This window comes from Candidatus Desulfolinea nitratireducens, assembly GCF_982879505.1.
The window spans coordinates 1-13,305 of record NZ_CEYOSI010000086.1 but is presented as its reverse complement, the minus strand read 5'-3'; the positions used below and the strand labels follow the sequence as shown (position 1 = coordinate 13,305).

Genomic DNA, 13,305 nt, shown 5'->3' with positions numbered 1-13,305 from the left:
GGGGGCGACCCCCCGGGAGAGTAGGTCATCGCCAAGGAACTTTTCTTTTTTCTTCTATTAGATGGAAAAAGATTTAGCGAGAATGTGCGGGGATTTGGGTCTGCCCGTATCCGTTGGGGTGCTACCATTAAATGGAAAGTGTCCTGGAGTAGATCCTGTTTTTATGCGGTGGCAATTTTCGGGCCCTGCGCGAAACGGTCTTTCATCCCCACTCTTCTCAGACTTTTATTTATAGAGTATACTTTTCACGTTGTGAAAGTTGGAGCTTTCTCTTAACATTGTGGTCGAGGAGTGTATACCGAAAATTTGGTATGCGAAAGCTGAAAGTTATTATTATTTTTTGAAAAACCTCGGCTGAGTTTGTTTATCAGTCGATTTTTTGTTTAATGAAAGATTCCTTCTTTGGGAGGAGGTGAATAAAATGGCAGTAGTAAAATTACGGGCAAATGAATCGCAGGAGCAACTTTTAAAGCGTTTTCGAAAAATGGTTGTAAAAAGTGGTATCTTGAGTACGGTGCGGGATAAACGTTGGTTTGTCTCACGTACTGAGCAACGCCGTTTGGAAAAGAAAAAAGCTATTCGACGTCTCAAACGACGCAAGGTGAATCGGTACTAGATATCGTATTTTGCCTCAGAGATTAGTGTAGTCTGGATTGGATGCGTTTATGGCGAAAACTGAAGATAAGATCAAATTAGAAGGAACCGTGATCGAAGCATTACCCGGAACTCAATTTCGTGTGGAATTGGAAAACGGTCACGAAGTGCTGGCTTATTTATCTGGCAAAATGCGCAAGTATTACATCCGAATTTTGCTGGGAGATAAGGTGCAGGTTGAAATGTCACCCTATGATCTTTCTCGTGGTCGGATCACTTATCGTTATAAAAAGGGACGCCCGCGAGTGGTAAGCTAGGGAATCGCCTTTTCGCTAGGTATTAATTTAAAAAGCCCGCCAATTTTGGCGGGCTTTTTTGTTATCTGATGTGGGGTTGCTCTTTCTTACTCCACCTTTTCTTTATCGTATTGCATGCCTGCCATTTGCTCGTAGAGCTTCCAGCGGGCGTTGACATCATCCTGGGCGGCCTTCATCAGAGTTACAGCACGACTTTCGTTATTCTGTGTTAACACACGATAGCGGGCTTCATTATAGGCAAAATCGGAAACCGGGATTGAGGGTGCCTTTGAGTCCAGCTTAAGCGGATTCTCGCCCTCTTCTATATTATCGGGGTTATAGCGATAGAGTGGCCACAAACCGGATTTAACGAGCAGTTGCTGTTGAGACAGGCCGTCTTTCATATCGTAGCCGTGTGCGATGCAGTGACTATAAGCGATGATAATGGATGGGCCATCGAAGGCATCTGCTTCGCGGAAGGCACGCAAGGTTTGCATATCACTGGCGCCCATGGCAACCTGTGCTACATAAACATAGCCATACGACATGGCGATCATCCCCAGATCTTTGCGGGCGATCTCTTTGCCGTTTGCAGCAAACTTGGCAACCGCACCGATCGGGGTTGCTTTGGATGATTGCCCACCGGTGTTGGAGTAGACCTGCGTATCCAGTACGAGAATATTAACATTTCGTCCGGAGGCCAGAACATGATCGAGGCCGCCGTAACCGATATCATAAGCCCAGCCGTCACCACCGACGATCCAGACGCTCTTTCTGACAAGAACATCTGCCAGGCTGAGCAGATCTTTGGCTTTTGGATCATCACTTCCAGCCAGTTTCTTTTTTAGGTTTTCAACGCGTTCACGCTGAGCCTGGATACCGGATTCGTCGGTCTGATCGGCGCCGACAAGATCATCAACAAGTTCCTGTCCAATCTTCCCTGCTAACGATGTGAGTAACTCACGGGCAAATTCGGTCTGCTTATCAACGGTCAGGCGCATGCCAAGGCCGAATTCAGCATTATCTTCGAATAAGGAGTTCGACCACGCAGGACCGCGGCCATCACTATTATGCGTCCACGGGGTGGTGGGCAGGTTTCCGCCATAAATGGAAGAACAACCGGTTGCGTTGGCAACAATCGTGCGATCCCCAAATAGCTGGGTCATCAACTTGATATAGGGGGTTTCACCACAGCCTGCACAAGCGCCAGAGAATTCAAAGAGTGGCTGTAGCAATTGGGAATTCTTGATATTTCCAAGATTGATTTTGGTACGATCTACTTCTGGGATCGTCAGGAAAAAATCCCAATTTATTTTCTCGGTCTCGCGGATCGGCGGCTGCGGAGCCATATTCAATGCCTTGCGTTCCGGATTGGTCTTATCTTTTGCCGGGCAAACCTCCACACAAAGTTGACAGGCGGTGCAGTCTTCGGGGGCAACCTGGATCGTATATTTTGTGTCAGGCAACTCTTTAAATTTAGCATCCAGGCTCTTGAATGTATCAGGAGCGTTTTCAAGTAAGGCCGGTTCGTAAACTTTCTGGCGAATGACAGCGTGTGGACAAACAAAGACACATTTACCACACTGGATACAAAGATCTTCTTCCCAAACAGGAATGTCTAGAGCCAGGTTGCGTTTTTCCCACTGGGTTGTGCCCGAAGGATAAGTACCATCGACCGGGAAAGAACTTACAGGAACATCATTCCCGAAACCCGCGATCAATTTGCCAAGGACATCACGGACAAATTCAGGGGATTCTTCGGGAACAGGCAGGCGGCGGGTCAGCTTACTATTGATGGTATCAGGGTAATTGACCTCGTGAAGATGTGCGAGGGCTTGATCAACAGCCGCATAATTCTTCTTGACAATGGCTTCACCGCGTTTGCTATAGGTTTTCTTGATGGCAACTTTAATCGCCTCAATCGCCTGCTCTCGGGGCAAAACACCGCTGATCGCGAAGAAACAGGTTTGCATAATGGTATTGATGCGCACACCCATCCCGGTTTTTTGGGCGACTTCATAACCATCGATCACATAAAATTTCAATTTTTTCTCAACAATGGTTTTCTGATCTTCTTGCGGAATCTGATCCCAAACTTCATCGGGACTGAAAGTGCTGTTTAGCAGGAAGACTGCACCAGGCATGGCATATTTAAGCATATCGATCTGCTCAAGGAAATTGAACTGATGACAGGCAATAAAATTAGCCTGACTAATTTCATAAGGCGCGTGGATTGGTTCAGGGCCGAAGCGCAGATGCGAGATCGTCTTTGCCCCAGCTTTGCGGGAGTCATATACAAAGTGCCCCTGAGCAAAATTGTCGGTTTCTTCACCGATGATCTTGATCGAATTTTTATTTGCACCAACGGTGCCGTCTGATCCGAGACCAAAGAACAAGGCGCGGATGGTATCATCGCTTTCGATGGAGAATAGCGGGTCATAGTCCAAACTGGTATTGGTGACATCGTCATGGATCCCAACAGTAAAGTGATTCTTCGGTTGCTTTTTGGCCATCTCATCGAAGATACCTTTGACCATTGCCGGGGTAAATTCTTTGGAAGATAAACCGTAACGCCCGCCAATCACACGTGGTGAGGTCTCGAAGGGCGCGGTACCATCCCCCACACCTTCGCTGAAGGCAGTGATGATATCCTGGTATAGTGGTTCTCCAGTCGCGCCAGGCTCTTTGGTTCGGTCGAGGGTGGCAACCACTTTAACGGAAGCAGGCATCACATCGAGAAGATGTTTTACGGAAAAAGGTCGGTAAAGGCGGACGCGCACCACACCAAGTTTCTCACCTTGCGCATTTAGATATTTAACGGTTTCAGCAACCGCCTCGCCGCCCGATCCCAAAATAATGATCACACGTTCGGCATCAGGTGCGCCAACATAGTCGAAAAGTTTATACTCACGTCCAACTTGTTCGGCAAATTTATCCATCGCTTTCTGAACGATTTCAGGGCATGCATCATAATAAGAGTTGACGCTCTCACGCGCCTGGAAGAAGACATCCGGATTTTGGGCGGTGCCGCGGATGACAGGATGGTCAGGCGAAAGACCGCGTGCGCGGTGTTCGTGGATCAAATCAACGTCGATCATCGTGCTGATATCTTCATCCGCCAGAATTTCGATTTTGTTGATCTCATGCGAAACACGGAAACCTTCGAAGAAATGAATAAAAGGCACACGTGACTTAAGCGTTGCTGCCTGAGCGATAAGGGCGAAATCATGCGCCTCCTGGGTGGAGCCAGAAGAAAGCATGGCGAAACCAGAAGCGCGGGTTCCCATCACATCTGAGTGATCGCCGAAAATCGAGAGCGCCTGTGCCGCAACCGAGCGGGCCGCAACATGGAAAACAGTGGAAGTCAGCTCACCTGCGATCTTGTACATATTGGGCAGCATCAGGAGCAAACCTTGGGAAGCGGTAAATGTTGTTGTCAACGAACCAGTTTGCAGCGCGCCATGCACTGCGCCAGCTGCGCCACCCTCGGCTTGCATTTCAATTACCAGAGGGGTGGTTCCCCAAACATTTTTCTGTCCTCTGGCAGACCAGGCATCAGCCAATTCGCCCATTGGTGTTGAGGGCGTGATCGGATAAATAGCGATTACCTCATTTGTGCGGTGTGCGATATTGGCAGCAGCCTCATTGCCGTCTATTGTTGCGATCCTTCGTTTCATTCGATACTCCTTTTATCAATGCACAACAAAGTCCATTGCAGATTATTACCAAAGGCAAAAATTGCCAGTAAAAAAGTGTAGCTGAATTGACTGATTTTTGTAAGTTATTAAATGCTAATAAATACCTGCGACTTGTCATATTCTGACAAAAAAGCGCAAGTTTGTAGGAAAGGGATTTATTTCATAAATTGGCTCAGGTGTGGGCGCGCCATTAATAGCGCTGCCAGCGTTTTTGCATCTGGCATTTGGCCTGTTTCCGCCATAGATAAAGCCTCTGTCAGTGGAATTTTCTCCACCTTCAGGAACTCATCTGCGTCAGGATCGAGGGGATCCACGCGTAGCTCTGTAGCTAAAAAGACGGTCATCAGCTCGGTCGAATAGCCTGGGGCGAGATAAAATTTGCCTAATTCCTTGAGTTTTCCCGCCCCCATCCCTGTTTCCTCCCGTACTTCGCGTGCCGCACAATCAGCCGGGTCTTCTTCCGGATCAAGGGTCCCTGCCGGGAGTTCGAGGAGATTGTCCACTGCTGCGTGGCGGTATTGGCGTACGAGCAACAGATTCCCATCATTGTCAACGGGCAAGATGACGACAGAGCCATGATGTTCTACGATATCAAATTTTGTTGTGCGCCCATCAGGTGTTCGCAAATTGTCTTGCCGGATGGTGAATACACGTCCCTTGAAAATCGTCTCTGAATTAAGCAGTTTAAATTTCATAGTGAGCTCCAGATATAGAAACACCCAAGGGAAGAAAGGTTCTCCTCTTGGGTGGAAATCTTATTCATAAAATAGATTTATGGAATTTGAAGTGTTGTTCCTGCTGTGATATTGTCGGGGTCAGGGATAGTGTTGGCCGTCATAATAGCAGAGGGATCAATATCGCCAAAATAGCAGGCTACACCATAAACAGTGGTGGTTTGTGGGACAACATAGGTTACAGGATGAGCATGTAGTGCCCTGGGGGGCGGGAAGGCTGCCCCACTCTGCGGGATGCTGAGAGTGACCCCCGGCTGATAATTTTGTGCATTAACTGCAGAGATATTATTCAAAGTGAGTAATACGCCAGGATCAATATTGAAGCGCCGGGCAATGCAATAAGGGAACTCACCTTTTTTAAGTGAATAACTGGCAGGTCTGCCTACAATTGAGGTGGGGGGAAGATCTGTCGTTGAAATCACTGGTAATGTACCTGTTGCTGTGGCGGGGTCAGGTGTTTCTGTGGGATCAAGACCAGCAGCAGGTGTTAGATCTACATTCGCCTCTGGTGCCGCTGTTAGATCCAGAGTTGGTTCTGCCGCAGAACTTGAAGGCATTGCCAAAGCTGTTACAGTTAGCGCTCCCGATTCAAAAAATTCGTCCATATCTGCGGGTAGGGCTTCAGGAAATCCGCTATTTCCTTCAATTGTAGGGGTTGCCAGGCTTTCATCAATGGGGGCATAAGATCTCTCGCAACCGACAGAGACAAGCGCGATCATGATAAAGGCTGTAAGTAGAATGATTCTTGATTTTTTCTGCGGCATAGTATTTCTCCTCTGAAAATACACCTGAATTACTCGTAAAACAGGTGTTTTCTGAATTGATAGTAGCACAACACAATACCCTCGTCAAGCTGCCCAGACGGGGGGAAAACGCTTTTATTTCAGGCTTGTAAGGTTTTGTTTTTGGGTGGTCACTTAGGGGAAACAATCCAATTCATCTTGAATTATTTTGGCTAATTCTTCTCCTTTAACAAGGGGTGTATTTACTTCCCCCCGCCCCCATAATTCACAAAGTCCCTTGTGCAAGCGTGGTTCTTTTTGATATGCAATTTGCGATAATTCTTCTGCCCGATCAAGCTTTTCAGTATAAATATAAGCCTCTATGAAGGGTAACCATTCGAAGGCATCAACGGGGTGATAACCCTCTGCTTCTGCTACATTTCCCAGGTGGGCAACCTCCACCCAATCGCCAAGTTGACGAGCCAACTCGGCTTTGGTGGAGTAGTAACACCAGGTATGTGCTGGCTCTTTTCCAAATAAAAAGTCGGGAACAGTCGCACCCTCTGTTTCGGTCAGGATGCGGGAAGGATCTGAGAGAAAAATTGTGTCGGTGAGAAAATCATCTTCCCGATTATAGACACGTTCATTGGCATAGACTGGGTCCAGAACGCGCAAACACCCATTTTTTGGGGCATAGATGACGATGGCAGCAGATGTGGAGCCATGAAAACTAACTGTCCGATAAGGGACGGTAATCGGTGTTCCAGGCTCAAGCGATGGAATTGTGCCGCCTCCCAATCGTTTTTCAGTGTTGACCAAGGCAAAGGGCAGATCATCACCTGCCCGATAATCAGGCGCATATATCCAGTTGAGAGGCGCAGTAAAAGATTGATCGCTTTCGTAGACCATCGGGAGTTGATGGGTGATAAGAGCAGTTCCTTCCTCCAGTGCAGGGATGCGCCAGGAAAGCTGCCAGGCAAGATTTCGCTGACGCTCCCAGTCTCGACGAAAATCGTTGGCACTCATAAACTGCTGACCAACGGCGAGGGCGAGCAATCCGCTCAAGGCAATCATGCGCCATTTTCTATTTCTGATAAGCAATTCCAGAAGACCTGCGACGAGCAAGGCCGAAGCGAACATGATCGAGATCGTCAGGCGGTCAAAAGTGGTTTGGAGCTTAAGAGGTAACCCGGCCAGCCAGGAGGGTGCGCGTCCCAGCAAAACGCCTGCCAACCCAATAAGAATCGCCTGTGTAGCCCAGATCTTGCTTCCTTTGGTGGAATCGCCCAACTTAAGTCTTTGGAAGTAAATGAAGATAAGGGTAAATGTAAAGAGTACGAGAGCAAGTCCAATGATCGTGGTTGGGGCGGTCAGACTCTGAGAAAATTGGCCGATGACCTGCATCCAGGAAAGCCAGACAGCTTTGTAGATGGCATCCCCAATTCCCTGGATGAGTTGGAGGGGTACGCCCGCAGACCCTGAGCTTGCTTCCACGCTATAGGAGTTATACCCGCCCTGAGTATAGTAATAAGCCAGCCAACCTGCGTTTGCCAGCCAAAGAAGTAAATAGGGTGTCCAAATTTGGAGGGAGCGTTTTATTCGCATCCAGAATGGGGAGATATTTTTGGGTAGGAGAATAAAGATAATCAGCAGACGTAGCGGCTCCATGCCTATAAAATATTCTGTGGGGAAAAGGCCCCAAAAAAGGAGTAGCAAGGCGAGGATGCTTTTTGGTTTTGAAGGGTTACGCAGGGCGGAGGCTGTTAGCCCAAAAGAGAGTAGATAGGCGATCAGGGATATCCATTCCTGGTTGATGTGGGTCAGGGCGACCCATTGCTGGCTATAACCGGGAAAAAGGAGGAAGAGCAAACTTACGCTGAGGGTCTGGAATTTGCGCTCGGGCCAAATCTGTTTGAGCGCCCACCATGCTGCAAGCGCACTACTTAAGCGGATGATAAGACCGAAGATTTGCCAGACAAAAGGGATCGGGGGCAGGAGGCTGGTGGTGACAACAAAGATCGGTCCGAGAAAGGGTCGAAAGGGTCGAAAGGCGGGGATAAATTCGGAGGGTCCAAGAAATTCGCCGATCCATGCAAAGGGCCAATCATCCCAGTAAAAACCAAGCCAGGGGATGAGCAGCCCATAAGCAAGAATGGTAAGCAGGGCAAAGAAAGCGAGGACAGATTTTTTAGTGAAGTTTGGCATTTAGAGATAAACCTGTTAAATCTTCCGAGTGCTAGCGGGACGGATGATATCGTAAATTTATTTGGAATTGAATTATACTTTGTCTTATGGCTTATCCTGTTCCTGCAAAAGAAATTCGGCGCGAAATTATTAGAGGTGGTTCACGCTTTATCGCGACTTTAGCCCCTGCATTTAGTGTGGAGGAGGCGAAGATATTTGTGACCCGAATGCGGGAGGAATTCAGCGATGCAACGCATAACGTTCCGGCCTATTTGGTGGGAGGAGGAAATTCGGTGACTGCGCATGCATCGGATGACGGTGAGCCATCGGGGACGGCGGGAAGGCCCGCCTTAGCCGTTCTGCGTGGAAGTGGCCTGGGGGATGTGGCTGTCATCGTAACGCGTTATTTTGGCGGAACCAAACTCGGTACCGGTGGGTTGGTGAAGGCATATACGCAAGCTGTTCAGGCGGCCGTTTCGGACGTCTCGAGGGCCCAGAAAGTCTTGGCACATACTGTAATTCTCGCGGCTCCCTATCCACTGTTGGAGCGCATCCGTCTTTTGGTCGCATCAGAGCAAGGTACAATCCTCGATGAAGTTTTTGCGGCTGATGTGACGATGACCTTGCGTTTTCCTGTAGAAAGAACAACTGGTTTTGATGCTCAATTGCAGGAGCTTTCCTCAGGGAAATTGAGAACAGAGATCGTTGAAACAAATGAGGTTTTATTAAAATTAGATTGAGGAAGGCAGATAAAATGTTTAAATTATTCAAGAAAAAACCAGATAAATTTATCCTTATGCTCATTGAGCAGGCAGCCCTGACTTTTAAAGGACTGGAATATTTGCAGGAATATATGAAAACCCATGAGCATGAGTTGGCGGAGAAGTTGACGCAGACAGAAAAAGAAGCGGACGAGGTCCGACGAATCTTGATTGCTGAGCTGAATCGAACTTTTGTGACACCGATTGACCGCGAAGACATTTTCGCACTTTCGCGCTCAATTGATGATGTTGTAGATTATGCTTATAGTACGATCAGCGAGATGGATGTGCTGAATGTGAAGCCGACCACATTTATGATGCGGATGGCCTCGCTTGTAAAGGACGCCACTTACGAGTTATATATGGCAATGCAACGCTTGGAAGAGCATCCCGCTGTAGCTGCCGAACATTCTCAGAGAGCCAAAGCTTTAGAAACGCGTGTTGAGATGGTGTATCGTGAGGCGATTGCCGATATATTCAGTGGGCCAGAAGATGTACGTCACGTATTTGAGATGTTAAAACGGCGAGAGGTGCTACGCCATCTCAGCAATGCCGCTGACCGAGTGGACGAGGCGGCGAACCTGATCGCGGATATTGTCGTCAAGACGAATTAAGTGAGAGCAAACTGATGACAACTGTACTTATCAGCATGATTATACTGGCGGTCATTTTTGACTTCCTGAACGGGATCCATGACTCCAGTAATATTGTCGCAACGATGATCGCCTCGCGAGCATTTAGCCCACGAGTGGCATTGGGTGTGACAGCAATTTCACATTTTATTGCGCCATTTATATTTGGGGTTGCTGTTGCGACAACTATCGGGCATGAAGTTGTAGCAGCTGAAGCGATTACAATTAATGTGCTTCTTGCGGCGTTGGTAAGCGCGATTATTTGGAATCTACTAACCTGGTTCCTGGGTATTCCCAGCAGCTCATCTCATGCGCTGGTCGGAGGCATGATAGGCGCTGTGGGTATCGGTGCAGGATTTGATGCTATCGAATTGCAAGGCATGGAGAAGATTTTGCTCGCCCTCTTCATCTCTCCTATTTTGGGGTTGTTATTAGGTTTTCTTTTTACTCGATTAATTTTCTTTTTGGCACGTGGAGCAACGCCAAAAATCAATACTTTCTTTAAACGCTCTCAGATTGTCTCTGCGATCGCGCTGTCGCTTAGTCATGGAACGAATGATGCCCAAAAAACAATGGGAATTATTACCCTGGGTTTGGTTGTCACGGGTGTGATCCCGAGTTTTGAAGTCCCCTTATGGGTAATTACGATCAGCGCAGGTGCAATTGCTTTGGGAACTGCGTTGGGTGGATGGAAATTAATCAAAACACTGGGTTCGAAATTTTATAAAATTCGCCCTGTGCATGGGTTTAGCTCACAACTTACTTCAGCTTTTGTAATTCTGGGTGCATCCATTGTCGGTGGTCCCGTCAGCACCACACAAGTCGTCAGCTCCTCCATCATGGGGGTTGGCTCAGCAGACCGTGTCAATATGGTTCGTTGGGGAGTGGCGAAGGAGATTATGATCGCCTGGTTGGTGACGATCCCGGCTACTGCGGTGGGAGCGGCTGGACTTTATTGGATAGGAGAGAAAATTTTCGGATAACCCTCTCCAGCTTATGAGTAATATTATGAGTAATATAAAGAGAGACCGCCAATCTTGGCGGTCTCTCTTTATATTATTTCACAGTTAGTCTACTACATCGGGGCAATTATTTACAAAAGTGTAGGTCGGGTAATATACATCTTCATCGTCAGGGTGTAAGACTACCAATTGTACCCAACGTGGGGCGGGGCCAGCACCCTTGTATAGAGGCCAGGTCATGCTCATAGTTTTGGAGGCAGCTTCATCAAAAATTAAAGTTTCTTTTGATTCCCATACTCCATCACTCTTTGCGAATCGAGCTCTGATGTTCATCGGCCCGCTAACAGTTATGTCGGCATGGATTGTCCAAAAAACGTTAGCAGGACAGCCAAATTCTGGATCTCTGCTAAGAGAGTATACAACTGATATGATACCAGGTTCGAGATCCCCCGGATCTCCCACATTGACATTGACTGATATAGGCACATCATATTGACCAACGCCAAAATATGCGCCCGAAGGAGATTTTATTTTCCATGAGCCCTGATAATTCCCCGCCACGTCTGGGGCGAGTAGCTGGATTGGAAAGGTCATTGTTTCACCTGGTGAAATGTCATCGAAGAAATTGTATTCTCCGGCTGCACCGAGCAAGTCACCATCCCAGAAGACCAACTTATAGTTTTTATTCCAGGTACAAGTACCGTTATTTTGGATTGTCCAGCTTTTCCAGAAGTACGCCCCAGTCTCAATTAAAGTCCCATCCGGAATAGTCTCGCTGACGAAATTTGCAACCAGGCATCCATCCGGCACAGCTAATGAAGTTGGCACTTTTGTTGGAGTCATGGTCAAGGTAGGGGATGGTTTTTTCTGGGTTTTCGTCGGCTCAGGGGTGGCTGATTCTACAGCCATTTGGGTGAAGCGGGCTTCGACGGTTTGCGCTGCTGCTGTGGAGATCCTCTCTGTATCTGCTGCTGATGGGAAGCCACAGGCGCTCACGATCAGGCTCATAGCAAATATTATGATCATAGTTTTCTTATTCATGTTTACATCCTTTCTCGCAGGAACTTCAATTGAAGTCTGCCGAAAGCTATTATACCGACTTTTGATTAAAATAGAAGTGCCCGGCAAGGCTGGGCACTCCATTAAATTTGCCGATAATTCTTATTCTACGGACAGCTGAAGTTTGCTCTCCCAAACTGCTGGTGATTGGGATCGTCAATATAAATATCCATCCAGTGGGAACCAGCTGCTCCTAAATACCAATCTTTAGTGACGGATTGAGTTCCTGCTGATGCAAAAACCACATCAGGATGATTTGCATTATCCGTGACCCCGTCGCTACGTTTCCATTTGTATGTGACACTGCCCGCCCCATTTGTCGTGATGTCGGCTTTGATGATGAAGTGACCACAGGAGCCAGACACAGACATATTCACGCTTGAGACTGCAAATCCCGGGCTAGGAGCGGATTCAACCTTAATCTGCACATAGACTTTTGCAAAAAGAACATTGGAAGTATTTCTGATCTGCCAATTGCCAGTATATTCGCCATCTGTGGAAGGAGCGGTCATATTAACGGAGATGTCTACCGTTGCCTCAGGTGCGACATTTCCCATCATTGCGTGGGGTGAACCCCCGCCCATTTGTGCTCCGTTGTTGAAAACGAGGGCATATCCGGTTGTCCACGTGCAGGTTCCAATATTCTTTACCCGCCAGGTTTTTGTAAAGGTTTCCCCCGGTGTGAAAACAGTTCCGTCTGGAACAGTTACATCTGAAATAAATTTGGCTTTGTCACAATTATCCTCTGTTGGTGTGATTGAGGGTAAGGCTTTTGTGGCGGAGGGAGCCAGGGTAGGAGGTGAAAGAGGAGGTAAAGGGGTTGCTGTATCAACTCTAACCTGGGCGGCTCGTTGCGTTAATTGAACAGCTGCTGTTTGCGCAGCTGCCGTGAAAACGATATTGGGGTCATTTTCTTCTGGAGGGCTGGATGGAAAGGTACAAGCAAAAATAAAAGCGAAGATGAGAGAAAGAAAAAAGACTTTTTTTGTCTTGTTGGACATTGATACCTCCTGTGAATTTTTTACGTTCGTATAATTGTACATCATCTGATAAAGGGAAAGACGCTCTAAATGAGCGTCTCAAATTACAGTAAAACTTACTCAGGCAGCTTCAGGCTGTACACCTGCCATCCACAAACCAAGCTGCTCACGAGTGGCATCTTTGGCATCCACCGTGGTAACGATTTTGCCACGATACATGATCGCGATACGATCAGCAAGGGAAAGAATTTCATCTATTTCAGCAGAGATGACGACCACCCCCACACCCTCGTCACGCATTTTGACGATCTCTTTGTGGATATATTCGATGGAGCCTACATCAAGACCACGCGTCGGTTGATTGGCAACCAATACTTTAAGCGGACGACTGAACTCGCGCCCCACGATGACCTTTTGCTGATTTCCACCTGAAAGCGTGGAAGCGGGTACATCCGCTCCCGGTGCCCGAACATCAAAACGCTTAATCAGACCGACAGCGTTCTCAAAAACGGCTTGATGATTGCGCATTAGCATTTGCCCGGCGAATGGTTTTTGGTAATACGTACATAAAACAAAATTATCGGCCAGATTATATGGAAGGACGAGACCGTGTTTATGACGATCTTCGGGGACATGCCCCATCCCATTTTCGACAAGATAGCGTGGATTCTCAAAGGGGACTT

At 47.6% G+C, this 13,305-nt stretch carries 12 protein-coding genes; 5 read left to right on the top strand and 7 right to left on the bottom strand.

Annotation, left to right across the window (positions count from 1 at the left end; all coding sequences use genetic code 11):
• Positions 1 to 421 precede the first annotated feature (421 nt).
• Entirely contained in the window at positions 422 to 616 is a 195-nt protein-coding gene (rpsU, locus tag AC3DOM_RS09285) for a 30S ribosomal protein S21 (RefSeq protein ID WP_487918763.1), read from the top strand.
• Positions 617 to 665: 49 nt separating this feature from the next.
• Positions 666 to 911, top strand: a complete 246-nt coding sequence (gene infA / locus AC3DOM_RS09280; protein ID WP_487918762.1) for a translation initiation factor IF-1 — start codon at positions 666 to 668, stop codon at positions 909 to 911.
• 86 nt (positions 912 to 997) lie between these two features.
• Here infA and nifJ read toward each other — a convergent pair whose 3' ends face one another.
• From nifJ to AC3DOM_RS09260, 4 genes are all read right to left on the bottom strand, one after another.
• Positions 998 to 4,567, bottom strand: a complete 3,570-nt coding sequence (nifJ, locus tag AC3DOM_RS09275; protein WP_487918761.1) for a pyruvate:ferredoxin (flavodoxin) oxidoreductase — start codon at positions 4,565 to 4,567, stop codon at positions 998 to 1,000.
• Positions 4,568 to 4,743: 176 nt separating this feature from the next.
• Entirely contained in the window at positions 4,744 to 5,283 is a 540-nt protein-coding gene (locus tag AC3DOM_RS09270) for an NUDIX hydrolase (RefSeq protein WP_487918760.1), read from the bottom strand.
• Positions 5,284 to 5,360: 77 nt separating this feature from the next.
• Positions 5,361 to 6,086, bottom strand: coding sequence for a LysM peptidoglycan-binding domain-containing protein (locus AC3DOM_RS09265; RefSeq protein WP_487918759.1), 726 nt, complete (start codon positions 6,084 to 6,086; stop codon positions 5,361 to 5,363).
• A 153-nt stretch (positions 6,087 to 6,239) separates the two neighbouring features.
• Positions 6,240 to 8,249, bottom strand: a complete 2,010-nt coding sequence (locus tag AC3DOM_RS09260; RefSeq protein WP_487918758.1) for a hypothetical protein — start codon at positions 8,247 to 8,249, stop codon at positions 6,240 to 6,242.
• Positions 8,250 to 8,335: 86 nt separating this feature from the next.
• Here AC3DOM_RS09260 and AC3DOM_RS09255 point away from each other — a divergent pair, with 86 nt between their 5' ends.
• From AC3DOM_RS09255 to AC3DOM_RS09245, 3 genes are read left to right on the top strand one after another with little or no spacing between them, the layout of a single operon-like run.
• Positions 8,336 to 8,968, top strand: a complete 633-nt coding sequence (locus AC3DOM_RS09255) for an IMPACT family protein (protein ID WP_487918757.1) — start codon at positions 8,336 to 8,338, stop codon at positions 8,966 to 8,968.
• A gap of 14 nt (positions 8,969 to 8,982) precedes the next feature.
• Positions 8,983 to 9,603, top strand: coding sequence for a DUF47 domain-containing protein (locus AC3DOM_RS09250; RefSeq protein WP_487918756.1), 621 nt, complete (start codon positions 8,983 to 8,985; stop codon positions 9,601 to 9,603).
• A gap of 14 nt (positions 9,604 to 9,617) precedes the next feature.
• The gene (locus tag AC3DOM_RS09245) at positions 9,618 to 10,604 is read left to right on the top strand and encodes an anion permease (protein ID WP_487918755.1); all 987 of its coding nucleotides are present in this window, start codon (positions 9,618 to 9,620) and stop codon (positions 10,602 to 10,604) included.
• A gap of 84 nt (positions 10,605 to 10,688) precedes the next feature.
• Here AC3DOM_RS09245 and AC3DOM_RS09240 read toward each other — a convergent pair whose 3' ends face one another.
• From AC3DOM_RS09240 to AC3DOM_RS09230, 3 genes are all read right to left on the bottom strand, one after another.
• On the bottom strand, positions 10,689 to 11,624 hold the full coding sequence (locus tag AC3DOM_RS09240; protein ID WP_487918754.1) for an NBR1-Ig-like domain-containing protein: 936 nt from the start codon (positions 11,622 to 11,624) through the stop codon (positions 10,689 to 10,691).
• 125 nt (positions 11,625 to 11,749) lie between these two features.
• Positions 11,750 to 12,643, bottom strand: a complete 894-nt coding sequence (locus AC3DOM_RS09235) for an NBR1-Ig-like domain-containing protein (protein ID WP_487918753.1) — start codon at positions 12,641 to 12,643, stop codon at positions 11,750 to 11,752.
• A 99-nt stretch (positions 12,644 to 12,742) separates the two neighbouring features.
• A partial coding sequence (locus AC3DOM_RS09230; RefSeq protein WP_487918752.1) for an ATP-binding cassette domain-containing protein occupies positions 12,743 to 13,305 on the bottom strand: 563 nt, incomplete at its 5' end.